Raw genomic sequence first — 17141 nt, 5'->3', positions numbered from 1 at the left:
TTACAAAAACGGGTTTTCCTGCATCGCCCGGCCCCTATCCCCAAAAAGTTTGGCATGAGCTTTGCCATTGCCCGCATATCCTCTAGTAGAACCCGTTACGGAAGAGGGAGTGAACGTTGACCAAGCAGTCTTTTCTAAAAGGGACGATGATTTTGCTGGCCGCAGGCATCGTAAACCGGATCCTCGGTTTCATTCCGCGGATTACGCTTCCCCGGGTAATCGGCGCCGAAGGTGTCGGCCTCTATCAGATGGGCTGGCCGTTCCTGATCGTTATTCTTACGATTGTAACGGGAGGCATTCCCCTCGCCGTATCCAAACTCGTGGCCGAAGCGGAAGCCGAGCGCAACTACCGCCGTTCGGCGCGCATTCTTAAGCTCGCCCTCACGCTTTCCGTGAGCATATCGGGGATCTTTACCGCAGTCTGCATACTGGGGGCGCGCTGGATAACCTCCCATCTGCTGACGGACGAGCGCGTCTATTTTACTTTTCTCTGCATGAGCCCGATTATACCGATTATCGCCGTATCCTCGGTTCTCCGGGGCTATTTTCAGGGAAAGCAGGACATGATCCCCACGGCGACTTCCCAGACCATAGAGACGCTGGTGCGCATCGTCATGGTTCTTCTCTGCTCCTTCGCCCTGCTTCCCTACGGCATTCCATGGGCGGCCGCCGGCGCCATGATCGGCGTCACCATCGGCGAAGTCGCGGGCATGCTCGTGCTTCTCATCCATTACAAGCTGCAGCGCAAGAATAACATGCCCGTGCACAAAGCGCAGATCGGCACAAGCGCCGCGCAGGGCCGGATGACCCAACTGCGCCGTCTGCTGACGCTTTCCCTGCCGATTACAGCCAGCCGCCTCGTGGGGGCAGGCTCCTACCTGCTCGAATCCATTCTCATCGCGCACAGTCTTGCGGCCGCCGGTATCGCCACCGCACTCGCGACCGCGCAGTACGGCGCCCTCCAAGGGATGATCATTCCGATCATCCTGCTGCCGAGCGCCTTGACTTCCTCGCTTTCGGTTTCGCTCGTTCCGTCGCTCAGCGAGGCGGCGGCGCGCAAAGATCTGAAGACCATTCACAAACGCATGCATCAGTCGCTGCGCCTGGCGCTTGTTACGGGCGCTCCCTTCGCCGTCATCATGTATGTGCTGGCCGACCCTCTTTGTCTGCTCATGTACGGGCAGAAGGATATCGCAGTCATGCTTAAAATGCTGGCGCCGGTCGCGATTTTCATCTACCTGCAGGCTCCTCTTCAAGCCGCGCTGCAGGCGCTGGACAAACCCGGCAGCGCGCTCATCAACACGCTGATCGGCTCCCTCGTCAAGCTTCTGCTGATCGTATGGCTGGCGAGCAAACCGGAATTCGGCATACTCGGCGCCGTTATGGCCAGCTGCGTGAACATCGTGCTGGTCACCTTCCTCCACGGGCTAAGTGTGCTGCGGCATCTGAAGTTTACACTGCGCGGCAGCGATGTGGCCAAAGTGTCCGCCGCCATGGGCATCGCCTCCTTATGCTGCTACGCCGTTTACCGGTCCATCGGCAGCCTGCCCGCCGGTGTCAGTTTCCTCCTCGCCTCGGTTGCCGCCTTAACGGCCTATCTGGCGGCCGTAACGGTACTCAAAATCGTTAACAGATCGGACTTGTCCCGATTGCTTACACTCGGGCGGAAAATCATTCGCAAACCTTGATCCGCCGCCGCATACGGAAAAGCCGGTACGCACAGATTCTTGTGCAGTCCGGCTTTTTCATCGTTTAAACCCGGTCCTTTTTATCCACATACAAATAACCCCGGTGATCGACGGAACAGAAGAAAACTTCCTTGAAATCGGCTATTCCCTTCTTCTTAAGCTCGCTCTTGAGCCAGAAACGGGTCTGGCCCACTTTTTGCAGATTATCTTCCTGGACTTTGCCGTCCATGACCAGAGCTACGGGCAGCCCAGCATAACGGATGCGCCCGCTCTCGACCGGTCCCATTTCTGGCTTGCGGCTGGGATGATACTTTTCGACCACACTCAGCTTACCGGATGGCTCTAAGATGGCGAATTCGACATCGGCCACGTTCATAACCTTGTGCTGTCTCAGCTGCATCATCAGATCATCGAGATTGTAGCGCTGTTTGCGCATTTCTTCGCGGTTAAGCTTCCCGTGTTCGATCAGGACGCTGGGACGGCCTTCGAATAACGTGCGGAAACGCTGGCTTTTGAGCGTAATGAATGCCATCAGCAGTTGAATGAGCACGAGCGTAATCATCGGCACCATTCCGTTAGCCATGGGCATGCGTATGTCTTCCAGTACGAATACGGCGATTTCGGCAATCATAATCGAAATCACCAGATCGAAAACCGAAAGCTTGCCGATTTCGCGTTTCCCCATAATACGGAGCATGACGAAAACGACAAAATAAATCATAACGGTGCGTAAAAAAATCGTCAGCAGTTCCATGGTATCCTCCCGGAAGGTTCTCGGAGTTTACCTGGTAGTCTGACCGCCCCTCTTCCCCTTCATGCGGCCCCGAAGTCCCTCAATTGTTGCCAAACCAGAATCCGACTAAATACAGGGACGCCAGGGTAAGTGAGAATAGAGAAAACGGCACGCCGATCCGTGCATATTCCCGGAAGGTCAGCCCGTTTTTCCGCGAGACAGCGACTCCGAAGGCCAGAAGACTGGAAAAAGAACTGAAGCTGGTCGCATTGGCGCCTAAGTGGATGCCCGAAAGCAGGACATACCAGAGCCTTCCCGCATGATCCGGAGAGACAGCCTGCAATTGTTCACTCACAATTTGAACAACAGGAACGGAAAATGCGGTCCAGGCCGTCCCGTCCGAAAAGGCCGCGCCGACGGCGGACATCCAGAGAACGGCCAGCACGGCCCGCTGATCGTCTCCCGAGCTTGCCTTCATCAGCCACCCGGCCGCGTCGTCAAGCACGCCTGTCTGGACGAAAGCGCCGGCGATAAGAAGCCAGCCGGCAGTCAGCGCCAGGAGCGGGACAAAGCCGGCCGCGAAACTTTTGAGGCTTCCCCGTCGTTTAATTACCGATCGGAACAATAGGGCTGCTCCCGCTCCGGAAATCCAAATCAGGTCAAGACCCGACAGATCGGCACAAATATATGCCAGCAGGATCAAACCCAGGGCGATGGCCGGATTGCGGATATCTCCCTTGTTTCCATCCATGCCGGAAGCCGCGGTTTGGAGCTCCCGAAGTCTTTCCGTGCCTACCTTCAGCTTATCGGCATACACCGTCCGGATCATCAGATAAGCGAGAACCAGAAGAACGGCATGGAGGGGACCCAGCACGAGCCAGACGCCCGTCAGGCCAAGTTCGCCTGCAGTCCCGATCAGCCGGGCTGGCATCGTTCCGGCAACGGAGAGGCCGCCTCCGAGGTTGCAGGCCAGCATCAGGCCGATTACGAACGGAGAAGGCGGTATTTTCCAGGCTCTCGTAAAAGCCAGGAGAAGCGGCAGAAGAGCCGCCATGGCGGTTAATGCGTCCAGAAGTGCCGACGCGGCGGCGGCCAGCATCATGGACATGGCCAGCATCTTTTGCGGATTCGCCGAAGTTAGCCGGTAAAATCTTACCGCCGTCAGTTGGAGCCATCCCGCTTCTTCGATTACGGCGGCGATTATTCCCATGGTCAGCGCAAGCGCGAGCGCCCTCCACGGGACGGCCTCTATCACGGCGGCTGGGGGACCCGCAATTCCGGCCGCCAATAAAACAGCTGCTCCCGCCAGCGGAAACCAGGCACGGCAGCGGACAAATTTCAGACTCAAACCTACCGCCATCAGGGCGAAAACTGCAGCCGCTGCGGCCTGCCAGCCGGCATTCTGCACGGCTTCATGCATCTTGTTCCCATCCCCCTTTCCCACGGAGCCGCTGTACAAGCGGAACCTGTACTATTCTTATGAACAAGCCCATAGAATGATGATACCGAAATGTTCTTAAGGGAAAGGGAGGATTATGTCATGATTCCGATTAATAAGGTGAGCCAAGTCCGTCTATCTTCACCATTTCTTTCTGGCCTTCTCTATGCGTTCATTATGCTGGTTGCGGGAACTATATTCACGTCGCTCATTCTGCTTCTCAGCCGTACACAGGAGTCTTCGCTTTCCACCCTGGCTTATATCACACACGGGATTTCCGTTTTTGTAGGAGGGTGGGTTGCGGGTAAACGCGCGGGCCGCAAAGGCTGGTATTACGGCGGTATGCTGGGCATTTTCTATGCGCTGATCGTCTGGACTATCGGCTTCCTTGCGGTTGATACCGCATTCGATCTGAAAACGCTCACCCTGGCCGGATTCGCTTTTGTTGCCGGCGCGCTCGGCGGTGTGATCGGCGTTAATTCCAGCAGTAAATAATGGAGCGACCCCTGAAATTGCACACCTACTACTCCCACTATGATATAATATCTTAGTTCTCTTAATACCTTTTTGAATTTTAGGGGGAAATGCAATGTATCCGTTACAATCCATGACCCACGCAACCGTATATATTGTGATTTCCATCTACGTTCTCCTGTACTTGTCTTTACGGAAAAACCCGTTTCTTGTCGCAGGAGCATTCGTACAGGACTTTTTCACAAAGCGGAAGTTTTTCTTTCATTTTGCGGCGGTCATGGCTATTCTCTTTTTCAACAAAGTCGAGCTTTGGATTGAATCCAAAATGCACTACACAGCCGATTTCACGGCAAAAATACACGGGCTGGAAGGAGACTTCGTAGCAGGTTTCCAGCACTTGTTCTATAACAACACCATTACGATGGTTACCAGTATTTTTTATGTGATCGTATTTCCCTGTCTTATGATCGTATCGATTCTGATTTATACGTACCAGAAGAAATACCGTCTTTTTTATGCGCTTTGCTATACGGTCATAATCAATTACATCATCGCCATTCCGTTTTACTTGTTCTTCCCCGTCCAGGAAGTGTGGGCGTTCCATCCCAACGTAAAGCTGCTGATCTTGGAAGTGTTTCCTAAATTCGAAGCGGAATACCGGCCTTTGTCCGGGCTCGACAACTGTTTCCCGAGCCTGCACACCTCCATTTCCGTTTCCATGGCGCTGCTCGCCAGCCGTTCCCGGAACCGCCTTTGGAAATGGTTTTCCCTCCTCAGCTGCGTCGTGATTATCTTCTCGATCTTCTACCTGGGAATCCACTGGCTGACCGACATGTGCGGCGGTGTCCTTCTCGGTGTGTTCGCGGCCCGTCTCGGCCTGAGCATCAGCGAAGAGCGTCCGTTCTTCAGCAGAGTTCTTCTGCCGCAGCGCAGGCTCCAGAAGCAGGAAGTCAGCGAATAATTGGTGAAATAAGTTGCGGATACGTAAAAAAGGCGAGTTCCTTAGACCGGCCGGTCGAGGAACTCGCCTTTTTTGTATGTGATTCGCTCTTATTTTTTCTCTTCTGCAACCGCGCTGCTCGTGACAACGGTGTTAATCGCGGAACGGTCGAATGTCATTTTGGTCGCATCGTTAACGCGCAGAACGATGATGTCATCGGTAATCTCCAGGATCGTGCCGTGCAGGCCTCCGATAGTAACGATCTTGTCGTTTTTCTTCAAGTTAGCCAGCATCATGTTGCGGGTTTTCGTCCGCTTCTGCTGCGGGCGGATCAGCAGGAAATAAAGAACCAGGAACATCAGAATAAGCGGAATGTACGTCACTAAGCTTCCGTACGGACTAGCATTGGCTGCTGCGGCCAGATTGGACATCGTGGAGATCCTCCTTCAGTTAAAAACCTTTGTCGTTGTCGTGAAGACCATACTTTGTAAAAAACTCGTCCCGGAAATCGCCGAGGCGATCTTCGCGGATGGCTTGTCTGACACCCCTCATCAGTTCAAGCAAAAAGTGCAGATTGTGGTACGTCGTCAACCGGATGCCGAAGGTCTCGTCAGCCTTGATCAGGTGACGGATATAGGCGCGGCTGTAGTTCGTGCACGTGTAGCAGCTGCACTCTGGATCAAGCGGCCCGAGATCGTCGGCGTGTTTCGCGTTGCGGATAACGAGACGTCCGGCGCTCGTCATCACGGTGCCGTTGCGGGCAATCCGTGTCGGCAGTACGCAGTCGAACATATCCACGCCGCGGATAGCGCCTTCGATCAGTGCGTCGGGTGAACCCACTCCCATCAGGTAGCGGGGCTTCCCGGTCGGAAGCAGCGGTGTCGTGCATTCCAGCATCTCATACATGAGGTGCTTAGGCTCGCCTACGCTCAATCCTCCAATAGCATACCCCGGGAAATCCATGGAAGTCAACTGCTCCGCGCTCTGCTTGCGCAAATCGGCGTACATGCCGCCCTGCACGATGGCGAACAGTCCCTGATCGCCCGGACGGGCATGACTCTTCAGGCAGCGTTCCGCCCATCGGGTCGTACGCTCCAGGGAGTCTTTCACATACTCGTAGGTCGCCGGGTAGGGAGGACATTCGTCGAAGGCCATCATAATATCGGAGCCGAGCGCGTTCTGGATTTCCATGGCTTTCTCCGGCGAGATAAAGAGTTTGTCCCCGTTCAGGTGGGAACGAAACTGCACGCCTTCTTCCGTAATTTTACGGATATCGCTCAGGCTGAATACTTGAAAGCCCCCGCTGTCCGTCAAAATCGGTCGGTCCCAGTTCATAAATTTATGAAGGCCGCCTGCTTTTTTCACAAGCTCATGGCCCGGCCGGAGGAAGAGATGGTACGTGTTGCTCAAAATAATGTGAGCGTCCATCGCTTTCAGTTCTTCCGGGCTCATCGTTTTTACCGTCGCCTGGGTGCCTACCGGCATGAAAGCCGGCGTTTCGATCACACCGTGCGGGGTATGCACGCGACCGAGCCTTGCCCCGGTCTGCTTGCAGGTCTTGATATGTTCATAAGTAACCGCAGCCATAGTTGTCTTCCCTTCTGGATTCAATAAATAAACATCGCGTCGCCGAAGCTGAAAAAGCGGTACTTCCGCTCCACGGCTTCGCGGTAAGCGTTCAAAATGCTCTCCCGGCCGGCCATGGCGGAAATCAGCATCAGCAGCGTCGATTTAGGCAGGTGGAAATTCGTCAGCATCGCATCGACAAGCTGAAACTCCACGCCCGGATAAATGAAAATGCTGGTCCACCCGCTGCAAGCGCGAATGTAAGGCTTCCCGCTGTCCGTATGGACGGAGCCGCCTTGCGCTTCCGATGCCGACCGCGACTGGCGGGCCGCAGTTTCCAGCGTTCTCGTCGAGGTCGTGCCGACCGCGACGATGCGGCCGCCTGCGGCGGTAGTCTCGTTGATGAGGTCCGCCGTTTCCTGCGGAAGTTCATAGTACTCGGCATGCATCTCATGCTCATCCACCTTGTCGGCGGATACGGGACGGAACGTCCCAAGCCCGACGTGAAGAGTCACGAAGGCCAGACGGATGCCCCGGCTTTTCAGCTTGTCGAGAAAATCGCCGGTAAAATGCAGGCCGGCGGTCGGAGCGGCAGCGGAACCCGCATGGCGGGCATAGACCGTCTGATAGCGCTCCTTCTCGGGCAGCTGTTCCTTAATATAAGGAGGCAGCGGCATTTCTCCCAGCTTATCCAGGATCTCGTTAAAAATACCTTCGTAACGGAAGCGAACGGTGCGCGCTCCCATCTCGCCTTCGGCTTCGACCACCGCCGAAAGCGGAGCCTGCTTCGGAACGACCGGCGTACCGTCCGCAGCCGTCTCCGGCTGTACACCGAACAGCAGCTCGGTGCCGGTTTTAATCCGCTTGCCGGGACGGGCCAAAGCTTCCCAGCGGTCCTCGCCCAGCGGCTTGAGGAGCAGAAGCTCCGCTTTGGCCCCCGTGTCCGCCTTCACGCCAAAAAGCCGGGCTGGAATGACTCGCGTGTCATTCATCACGAGCAGATCCCCGGCTTTCAAATAATCGGCCAACTGTTCAAACGTATGATGAGCGATGGCGCCCGACTGCTTGTCGAGCGTCATCAGCCTGGACTGCGTCCGTTCCAGGAGCGGAGTCTGGGCAATCAATTCTTCCGGCAAATCGTAATCAAAATCTTGTACGTCCATTTATGTCTCTCATTCCTTAGTCGTCCAAACTCCGGTATAGTAAGTTTGTAAAATTTCGGTGTAGGTTTTCCCCTGTTCCGCCAGACCTCTGGCTCCCCATTGGGACATGCCGAGTCCGTGCCCGTTGCCTGTCCCGCGGATCACGAAGCCGGCCGCGCCCGATGCGACGCTGCGCACCTGGCTGTCCGCTCCCATGACGAACAGGTCGGCCCCCGCTTTTTGCGGTTTGGCCTGGGTTCCCCCGATAACCTGGACAGAACCCGCCGTTTGAGCGGCCGGTTTACCGTCTGCACCAACTATAGTATACCTTCCCGGTTCCTCAATTTCAAACAGGGTACTGGGCAGGCCGCCCAAAACATTTCGCAGGTCGTTCGGGTATTTGACCTTCACCACTTCCCCGTTTGCTTTCAGCTCGGTAGCGCGTCCGGACGGGCCTCTTTTGCTTACCTCCAGAGACTGGAGCGGTCCGTTCAGCTTCACTCCCGCGCCTGCGAGCAGCTTCTCCATCTGGGCGCGGTCGTACACCCTGAACCAGCTGTAGGAATTTGACTCCGTTACCTGTTCCAGCAGGGTGACACGCTCCTTGTCCTTAAGCTGGGCGACTGCCGGGGAGCTGGCACTGTCCGTGCTCGGCAACGTGCGGACATTTACGCCTCCTTGCGTGGATGCGGCTATTTCAAGACCGGCCGCGCTCTTCTCGCCCGTTTTCTTCAGGTAAGTGCCGCTGACATAGCCGGTCTCTCCGGAAAGCAGAGCAACCCGGTACCAGACAGGTTTGCCTTTAGCCGCTCCCTCGTCGGGGCTGGCTACGCTTTTCAGATAGGGAACCGCATTGCCCCAGATTTCGGAAGCGTCGGCGGTCTGCCCGCCGGAATTGGAGGAGTACAAAGGATCTCCGATAATCCCCGACTTGTCCACCAGCACTTCACCTTTAGTCGCATCGACCGCCTGACGGACGATCTCGGCTTCGCGGAGCATTCCCCTGTAAGCCTGGTCGGTCGTCGAATCGCTGAGGTGCGCGATGCCGTATTTCATTCCTTTTTTAATCGCAAACGTACGCGCGGCGACCGCCTGGGCTTTCAACGCTTCCAGCGGAAAGCTGCCGTCCATCTCGGAGCTGACCACGGAGTACAAGTACTCTTCGAACGGAAGCTCGTTAACGAGTGCGAATTTGCCGTTGTAGCGGCTGACTTCCATGCTGCCCCGGTAGACCTGATTCGACTTTTCGGTTACTTTGATTCCGGCACCGTTGCCGTCGATCCAGGTTTTCTGCGAGCCTGCACCCGAGAAATAATGGGGAACCGCCGCTGCAGCGGCTGTGGCGTCCGCCCGTTTGATCAGATACGCCGATGCCGTATCGGCCGGCTGCAGGGCTACACCCGGCAAAGCAGCTTTGACGGCGGCCAGCCCGGCCTCGTCCGCCTCGCCGCCTACCCATACACTGTACCCGGCTTGTCCCGAAGCATCCGGCGTCAGAACGACGTCGGCGTCCGCTCCCGCACGAGAGACGGCCTCGGCCTGCTTCTCCGCTTCGGCGGCCGTGGCGTACGTGCCGGCAGACCAATGCAGAGGTCCGGACAGAACCGCTTGCGCGGAGCCGGTCGCTTTGACCGCTTTGGCTTTTGCCGTACTCGCCGTTTCTTTCGCCGCGTAGCTGCCGTAGTATACCTGATACACGGCGGCTCCTTTTTTGGAGCGGCTGATGATGTAAGCGCGGTCGGAAGGCGAGCTCTGGAGCTTGTCGTAAGCCGCCTTCGCTTCATTCCAGTTCGCCGTTTCCAGCACGCGGACCCCGTAAGAGTCCAGGGAGGCTTTCAGGGTCGCGCCGCCCTCCGCCGCAAGGTTCACAACCCCGGCGGGGGTGCGCACTCCCAGCTTAAAGCCTTTGTCCGATGAGAGGGTGACCACCTGCTCGGAGGTGCGGTAACTTTCATGTTCGATAAAAAGGCCGACCCGAATCGTATCGAGTTTCGGAACCGCTGCTTGTAGCGGGAGCGCGGCGCTGCCGAACAATCCCGCTGCCAGCACCAGCGCCAGCAAGACGGCCGTGACCACTTTCCAGCTTATCCGGCTGTTTTTCATAGGTGCAAACAATCCTTTCCGTTTTGGGATATGGGTCTGGTAAATGAATCCAACTCTAGTATTCTATCAACTATTAGACGCAGCTTTCAACGATAAGTTGTGAGAATTCCAAATAAGCCCAAGCTCGATTCTCTGCTCCATTCTTTATATCGGCATTAAAAAAGGCTTTTTCAAGTCCCCGAAGCTGCACGGAAGCAGCTATCGGAGGCTGGAAAAAACCTGATCGGAAAAATGGCATAAGATTAGTTAAGAATTTTGCTCCGGAATCGGCAGCCCCAAATGGCTGTACGCCTGATGCGTGACCATCCGTCCGCGAGGAGTCCGCTGCAAAAAGCCGATTTGCAGCAAATAGGGCTCATACACGTCCTCGATGGTCTGGCTTTCCTCGCCGATGGTGGCTGCGATCGTATCGAGTCCTACCGGACCTCCACGGAACGAAGTAATGATCGCTCTCAGCATTTTGTGGTCGATCTCGTCAAGGCCGAGATCGTCCACCTGAATGTGCCGGAGCGATTCGCGGGCCAGATCGACGGTAATGATCCCGTCTCCTTTGACCTGGGCGAAATCGCGGACCCGTTTCAGCAGCCGGTTCGCGATACGCGGCGTGCCCCTGGAGCGCATCCCGATTTCACGCGACGCCTCTCCGACGATCTGCACCTGGAGGATGTCGCAGGTGCGGCTGACGATATACGACAGCTCGTCGACGGTGTAGAACTCCAGCCGGCTGATTACGCCGAAGCGGTCCCGCAGCGGAGCCGACAGCAGCCCTGCGCGAGTCGTCGCGCCGATCAGCGTGAAGGGCGGCAGATCCAGCCGTACGGAACGCGCGCTCGGCCCCTTGCCGATGATAATATCGAGCGCAAAATCCTCCATCGCCGGATACAGCACTTCCTCCACCGTCCGGTGGAGGCGGTGGATTTCGTCGATGAACAGCACGTCGCCTTCCTGCAGATTCGTCAGAATCGCAGCGAGGTCGCCGGGCCGCTCGATAGCGGGGCCGCTCGTCGTGCGGATATTGACGCCAAGCTCGTTGGCGATGATATTCGACAGGGTCGTTTTTCCGAGCCCCGGAGGTCCGTAAAGCAAAACGTGGTCAAGCGCCTCTTTGCGCATTTTGGCCGCTTCGATATAAATCTTAAGATTTTCCTTCGCCTGCGTCTGTCCGATATATTCCGCCAGGTACCGGGGGCGCAGGGAAAATTCCACGATTTCGTCTTCCATCATCAAATTCGCGGATATAATGCGGTCTTCCATCGTCATCTCCCCCAAAACTTACATTTGAAACAAAGCCTGGAGGGCTTGTTTCATGATGACATCGGCAGGATCGGTATCCTTGACTTTCGGCTGGATGCGGGACCACGCGCGGTCCGCTTCCGCTTCCGTGTAGCCGAGCGCGAGCAGACCCTGCTTGACTTCGCCCCAGACTCCCTGGGTACCGAATTCATCCGACGGGTCCACTAAGCCGAACGATACAGCCAGATCGCGCTCCGTAACCGGCAGTGCGCCCAGCTTTTCTTTCAAATCGAAAATAAGCCGCTGTGCGGTTTTCTTGCCGATACCGGGCAGCTTTGTAAGGAAAGCGATATTCTCCTGCTGGATAGCCGCGACTACCGTTTCCGGGCGGCCTCCGGCAAGAATGCCGAGCGCGACTTTGGGACCGATGCCGCTGACATCGATAAGCTGCCGGAACAGCATCTGCTCCTCCCTTGTCGGGAAGCCGAACAGCAGGTGTGCGTCTTCGCGCACATGGTAGTGAGTATACAGCGTGACATCGGCGTCTTCTTTCAATCCGAACGCGTACGGGTTGGCGCAAAAAACGCGGTAGCCGACTCCGTTCACGTCGAGAACGACGTATTCCGTTTCACGCGCAGCTAGTTTGCCTCTTAAGAAATCAATCATCGTTTGGTAACCTCTTTGATTTTATCGTGCAGCGTGGATGAATGCGCGTGGCAGATCGCTACGGCGAGCGCATCGGCCACGTCATCCGGCTTCGGTATCGCGGACAGCTTAAGAAACATGCGGACCATCTCCTGCACTTGGATTTTCTCCGCTTTGCCATAGCCGACAACGGCCTGCTTAACCTGGAGTGGCGTGTATTCGCCGACGGGTATTCCGCGCTGAACGGCTGCAAGTATAATCACGCCGCGCGCCTGGCCGACGGTAAAGGCCGTCGTGACGTTCCGGTTGAAGAACAGCTTCTCGACGGCCATCGCGTCGGGTTTATATTTGTCTATGAGCTGGCAGGCCGCATCGTAAACCTGCTTCAGCCGAAGACCCGGATCGGTATGGGCTTCGGTTTGTATACAGCCGTACTGAACGGGCGTTAGTTTGCTGCCGGTCTTGTCGATAAACCCGAAACCGACGATCGCAATGCCCGGGTCGATTCCCAGAATACGCAAAAGAAGTTCTCTCCCATCCCCTGTATGCCCCAAAAAGCGAACATATGTATCGATTTCCATTATAGCAAATTCTCGCCGAAAGGGATAGCGTGTTTAAAGGCGGGACAAGCCGCAAATATTCACCGTCTTGTTCGCGGTCTGTCCACCGGCTGAATTACAGGTGGGTTCAGGAACATCTTCGGTCCAATCCTGAACTAAACGGAAGTCCCGCAAGTACCCTGCCGCGCTTGCAACAATAAAAACGGCTCCCTCGCGGAAGCCGTCTCGTTTCGCTGTTCATTTACGCTTGGACAACATCGATAAACACGTCGATATTGTCCCTTGTAGCCTTCGAGTAAGGGCAGACATGGTGTGCGGCGGCGACCAGCTCGTTAGCCGTTCCCATTTCCACCCCGGGAATGCTCACTTTGAGTTCGACAGCCAGCTTGAAGCCCCCGTCCTCTTCGTCCTTACCGATCGTGACGTGAGCCGTCACCTGTGTTTCGGAACGGATCTGTTTTTGCCGCATCACAAGGTTCAGGGCGCTGTCGAAGCAGGCCGCATAACCCGCCGCAAAAAGCTGCTCGGGATTCGTAACCGCTCCGCCCGGACCGCCCAGCTCTTTCGGCATTTTGACCTCCAAGTTCAGCACGCCGTCATCCGAAGTTACTTTCCCGTTCCGTCCGCCTTGAGCCGTTGCAACCGCTGTGTATAAATGTTCCATGGTCAAACACCATCCCTTTAAAAGTTTGAAGTGGAGGCGCCGCAGAAGGCGCTTCGTTGTATAACCGAATAATAACACACTATTACATTGTGTACAATATAATTTTACAAAATATATATTCGTAAAAAAAGATCCACCTTTAGAGCGGAGCCTTTTTAAAGAATTTGTTGAAAATGCCGGCCTGTCCCGTAAAAGCTTTAGTAATTGGGCGACATCGCCTTTTCGCTCTCCTGTACGGCATAATCGCTGAATGTGGACAAGACACTGTTGAACTCCGCCACATCCGACACCCGTATTCCTTCGTGAAGCTGATGGACCGTTTCTTTGGGCAGGGTGCTTTCGAGGTATTGGATATTGAGCTGGAAAAAAGTACGGATCACTTTATCATTGGCCGGCAGTCCGTCAAACAAAGACAAGTTACCGCTCTCGTCTACGCCGAAGTAAGCGCTCTGTTTGCATTTCGGCGACAAATCGTCGATATGCTGGGTAAAGATGACACTTCCCCCGGAATTCAAGCTTAAAATCCAGTCGGGATGTTCTCCGTTCAAAGCCGTAATCTCCTCCGCGGATTTCAGCCCCAGCTCCTGCTGTTCCTCTCCGCATACATACGAGCGCTGTATATAAGTCAGCCGCTGACCGCCTTCAGAGCGGATTTGCCGCAGCGTTTGTTCCTGCTGCGCTTTCAGAACCTGATCGATTTCCGGCGCGGCAGCTTGTCCGAGCGGTGCGCTGGCTTCCCGGTAAGCCGGTTTGGGGAATTCATAGGCAACCAGCAAGTATGCGGCTGCGGCAAGCAGAACGTAACTGCCGAATATCAGCCGTTTGCGTTTAAGACGGATTTTTTTCTTCAATTGCTTCAGCAAGTTGAAAACCATCACGGCAATCCCCTTCTATCCTCTGTTTTCCCTTATTGTTCCCCCCGCCGAAAAGCTTATACATGTATTTCCAGCGGGCTGGATGCGAGGCTGCGGGCCGGAAATTCCAAGACCTAATCGTTGTAGGCATAAAAGAAAAACTCCGGCGTCCCAGAAGGAATCGCCGGAGCGGAAGCTCACTATTGCTTGATACAACAAAGCCTGTGAGCAAAGGTCTTAAACATTCATCCAAGGAACATTTGCACTAACCGCCTGTTTGGGCGCACTGCGGCCCGCTTTGCGGATGACCGTGCGTGCGGAGCTCTTGGAAATTTTGGCCTTCTTGGGAGCGGACGTTTTCTTGGCCCTGGCCTCAGGTTCGAAGAAGGAGCCCAGTTCCTCTTCCTCATCGACCAGATGAATCCGGGCTTCGTTTTCTCCGGTTCCCTGTGCGGATTCCCGGAGGCCCTCTATACGGTTAGCGCCCTCCTGACCCTGCGGACCCGAAACGGCGTAAGCGGGCTGGGGAAACTGGACGTAGGGATTCACCGCTCCTTCCTGCTCGCTCCCGTAGCCGTACGGGGCAAGAAACGCGGGCGGGCAGATCCGTTCCCAATCTGGCTGGCCGTAACTTGTAAACGGCGTGTACGGCGATTGCTGCGCGCCATCGGCGTAAGGAGCGAAGCCGGACGGGAATGCTTGGAAGTTAGCCGCTTCCGGTGCCCGACCGTGCCCTTTCTTGGCTCCCCCGCAGCCGCAGCCGCAATCTTTCTTGCCCGTCATTGGAGGGATAGACGCCAGACCGGCCGTAAAAGCCTGCGGCCCGTAAGGCTGCGGCGCAAAGCCTTGCGGCCATCCGCCTCCATGCTCATAGCCTCCATGCTCGTAGCCTCCGGGCATGTATTGGCCATGCTCCGGATGCTGCTGCGGCGCATAGCCTTGCGGCCAGGCGCCTCCATGCTCGTAGCCTCCGGGCATGTATGGGCCATGATCCGGCTGCTGCTGCGGCGCAAAGCCTTGCGGCCAGGCGCCCCCATGCTCGGATCCGCCAGCCGCATACACGGCTTGCTCCGGCTGCTGCTGCGGTGCATAGCCCTGCGGCCAAGCGCCCCCATGCTCGTAGCCTCCGGGCGCATACATGGCTTGCTCCGGCTGCTGCTGCGGCGCATATCCCTGCGGCCAGGCGCCTCCATGCTCGGAGCCTCCGGGCATGTATTGGCCATGCTCGGAGCCGCCAGCCGCATACATGGCTTGCTCCGGCTGCTGCTGCGCATAGCCCTGCGGCCAAGCGCCCCCATGCTCGTAGCCTCCGGGCGCATACTGGCCATGCTCCGGATGCTGCTGTGGCGCATAGCCCTGCGGCCAAGCGCCCCCATGCTCGTAGCCGCCAGCCGCATACACGGCTTGCTCCGCCTCCTGCGGGGACGCGAAGCCCTGCGGCCAGACGCCTCCTTGCTCGTAGCTCTGCGGCCATCCGCCTACGTGACCGTGACCTCCATGCTCAAAGCCCCCATGGCCGAATGGCGCGTATGGCTCGGGGCAGCCCGGATGCTGTCCGAATACCGGTTTTTCCGGACAATAGGCTCCGTCCGTGTAAGGGGTATTCAAATCCGGGCCGGCTCCCGCGCCCCCGTACAAACCGGGCTGGTTCGGAAACCACGGCTGGGACGGGTAGGGCTGTACCTGAATATGCCCGGTCGGCTGGATGAATTCTTCTTCGGCAGCGACCATTGCCTGATAGGACGGAATGCCCTGGGGAATCTCCACATTCGGATACGGCAGTGTCTGCGGATGTCCCCAGCCTCCTTCGTATGCTCCGTGATGGCCATACGGGACAGGCAGTTCACCGTCGCATCCACATGGTTCTTTTTTCCACATATCATGATGATGCCCGTATGGAGACACAAAAGGCGCATAAGGAGGGCATGGCTGAATCATCGGAAGGATTTCCGGATAACCTCCACAGTCCGGAAAAGCCTCCGCCTCTTTTACATAAGCGGGATAAGGAGCCGGAACAACGGGCTCGCAAGGGTGCTGGGGCGGAGGCTGCGGTGTATAAGACGGCAGCTCGATCTGCGGCAGCACCAGTTGGGGCAGCTGGTATTCAGGCACCGGCGGCTGCGGAGCCGGCTGCACGGGAGGCTGCTCGATAACCGGCAGCTGTACCTGAGGCATAGGCTGTACGGGAAGTTCGATCTTCACTTCCTCTTTGTGCTCTGTCACCTTCGCCAGATTTAAGTTAATTTCCGTTATCTTCGTTATTTGGTTAATTTCCGGTAATTCGGGAATTTGAACGGCTTCCGGCTTTTGCTCCACTACTTCGGGTGCTGGGACTGCCGGCTGGATCGGGGCAGTATTCTTCTTGCCGTGAGCTGTCCCTCCGTGATGAGGCTGATACCCTTGAACGCCTTCTTGCTTTTTGTGACCCTTTTTCGGAATATAGACGGTTTCACCGGTCATCAGTACGCTCGGGTTTTTCAGTTGGGTGTTGGCCTCAATCATTTCCTTCAGCGGAATTCCCCATGCCTTCGAGAGCTTCCACAGCGTATCTCCCTGCTGCACAATGTGCTTTACCAGATGATGCTGCCCTTCATGATGGTGCCCCTCATGATGGTGCCCTTCGTGATGGTGCCCTTCATGATGGTGCCCTTCATGATGGTGCCCTTCATGATGCTGCCCTTCGTGATGCTGCCCTTCATGATGGTGCCCTTCGTGATGGTGCCCTTCATGATGGTGCCCTTCATGATGGGGACCTTCGTGATGGTGCCCTTCATGATGATACCCTTCATGATGCTGACCTTCGTGATGGTGCCCTTCATGATGCTGTCCTTCATGATGCTGCCCTTCATGGTGATGGGGTTTCGTCGGCGTTCCCGGAATTTTCACCTTTTCGCCGACGTTGATTTGGTGCGGGTTCGCGATGTGAGGATTCGCTTCGATCACTTTATCGAGATCGACGTTGTATTTTTGGGCGATTTTATGCAGCGAATCCCCTTTTTTAACCATATGGATTTTCAACGGGTCTTACCTCCTTCTTCTAAGTACATATCCGTCTTCCCCAATCCGATTGACATTACATCTTATGCAGACCCATGGGCATT

15 protein-coding genes are annotated in these 17141 nt (G+C 56.1%); 3 read left to right on the top strand and 12 right to left on the bottom strand.

Annotated elements, in window-relative coordinates; genetic code table 11:
• Positions 1-116: 116 nt before the first annotated feature.
• Positions 117-1688 (top strand): stage V sporulation protein B, encoded by a 1572-nt coding sequence (spoVB, locus tag AC2TF6_RS07565; protein ID WP_491310533.1) that lies wholly within the window; start codon positions 117-119, stop codon positions 1686-1688.
• A 64-nt stretch (positions 1689-1752) separates the two neighbouring features.
• Here spoVB and AC2TF6_RS07560 read toward each other — a convergent pair whose 3' ends face one another.
• A complete protein-coding gene (locus tag AC2TF6_RS07560) occupies positions 1753-2442 on the bottom strand; it encodes a DUF421 domain-containing protein (protein ID WP_009671932.1) in 690 nt (229 codons plus the stop codon).
• 79 nt (positions 2443-2521) lie between these two features.
• Positions 2522-3841 (bottom strand): SLC13 family permease, encoded by a 1320-nt coding sequence (locus tag AC2TF6_RS07555; protein WP_491310532.1) that lies wholly within the window; start codon positions 3839-3841, stop codon positions 2522-2524.
• A gap of 120 nt (positions 3842-3961) precedes the next feature.
• Between AC2TF6_RS07555 and AC2TF6_RS07550 the strand changes: the two genes are divergently transcribed.
• Together AC2TF6_RS07550 and AC2TF6_RS07545 are read left to right on the top strand one after the other, a co-directional pair.
• Positions 3962-4354, top strand: coding sequence for a TIGR04086 family membrane protein (locus AC2TF6_RS07550; protein WP_491310531.1), 393 nt, complete (start codon positions 3962-3964; stop codon positions 4352-4354).
• A 94-nt stretch (positions 4355-4448) separates the two neighbouring features.
• Positions 4449-5294, top strand: a complete 846-nt coding sequence (locus tag AC2TF6_RS07545) for a phosphatase PAP2 family protein (RefSeq protein ID WP_491310530.1) — start codon at positions 4449-4451, stop codon at positions 5292-5294.
• A gap of 89 nt (positions 5295-5383) precedes the next feature.
• Here the strand turns inward: AC2TF6_RS07545 and yajC are convergent, their stop codons facing one another.
• The 10 genes from yajC to AC2TF6_RS07495 all read right to left on the bottom strand — a co-directional run bounded on the left by yajC (position 5384) and on the right by AC2TF6_RS07495 (position 17058).
• Positions 5384-5704, bottom strand: coding sequence for a preprotein translocase subunit YajC (yajC, locus tag AC2TF6_RS07540; RefSeq protein WP_491310529.1), 321 nt, complete (start codon positions 5702-5704; stop codon positions 5384-5386).
• Between the two features lie 19 nt (positions 5705-5723).
• Complete coding sequence (gene tgt / locus AC2TF6_RS07535) at positions 5724-6860, bottom strand: tRNA guanosine(34) transglycosylase Tgt (RefSeq protein WP_042230423.1); 1137 nt, start codon at positions 6858-6860, stop codon at positions 5724-5726.
• Between the two features lie 20 nt (positions 6861-6880).
• The gene (queA, locus tag AC2TF6_RS07530) at positions 6881-8002 is read right to left on the bottom strand and encodes a tRNA preQ1(34) S-adenosylmethionine ribosyltransferase-isomerase QueA (protein ID WP_491310528.1); all 1122 of its coding nucleotides are present in this window, start codon (positions 8000-8002) and stop codon (positions 6881-6883) included.
• Between the two features lie 9 nt (positions 8003-8011).
• Complete coding sequence (locus AC2TF6_RS07525) at positions 8012-10084, bottom strand: SpoIID/LytB domain-containing protein (protein ID WP_491310527.1); 2073 nt, start codon at positions 10082-10084, stop codon at positions 8012-8014.
• Between the two features lie 246 nt (positions 10085-10330).
• On the bottom strand, positions 10331-11338 hold the full coding sequence (ruvB, locus tag AC2TF6_RS07520; RefSeq protein ID WP_218228233.1) for a Holliday junction branch migration DNA helicase RuvB: 1008 nt from the start codon (positions 11336-11338) through the stop codon (positions 10331-10333).
• A gap of 18 nt (positions 11339-11356) precedes the next feature.
• On the bottom strand, positions 11357-11983 hold the full coding sequence (gene ruvA, locus AC2TF6_RS07515) for a Holliday junction branch migration protein RuvA (protein ID WP_009671933.1): 627 nt from the start codon (positions 11981-11983) through the stop codon (positions 11357-11359).
• A complete protein-coding gene (ruvC, locus tag AC2TF6_RS07510; RefSeq protein WP_009671937.1) occupies positions 11980-12483 on the bottom strand; it encodes a crossover junction endodeoxyribonuclease RuvC in 504 nt (167 codons plus the stop codon). Before ruvC ends, ruvA begins: the two co-directional genes overlap by 4 nt.
• Positions 12484-12763: 280 nt before the next feature.
• Positions 12764-13186 carry an organic hydroperoxide resistance protein gene (locus AC2TF6_RS07505; RefSeq protein ID WP_218228232.1) on the bottom strand — a complete coding sequence of 141 codons (423 nt, stop codon included), beginning with the start codon at positions 13184-13186 and terminating at the stop codon, positions 12764-12766.
• Between the two features lie 197 nt (positions 13187-13383).
• Positions 13384-14061, bottom strand: coding sequence for a BofC C-terminal domain-containing protein (locus tag AC2TF6_RS07500; RefSeq protein WP_491310526.1), 678 nt, complete (start codon positions 14059-14061; stop codon positions 13384-13386).
• Between the two features lie 216 nt (positions 14062-14277).
• Entirely contained in the window at positions 14278-17058 is a 2781-nt protein-coding gene (locus AC2TF6_RS07495) for a LysM peptidoglycan-binding domain-containing protein (protein ID WP_491310525.1), read from the bottom strand.
• Positions 17059-17141: the final 83 nt, after the last annotated feature.

This window comes from Paenibacillus sp. JNUCC 35 (assembly GCF_058269095.1).
This window is presented reverse-complemented; position numbering and strand designations above follow the sequence as displayed.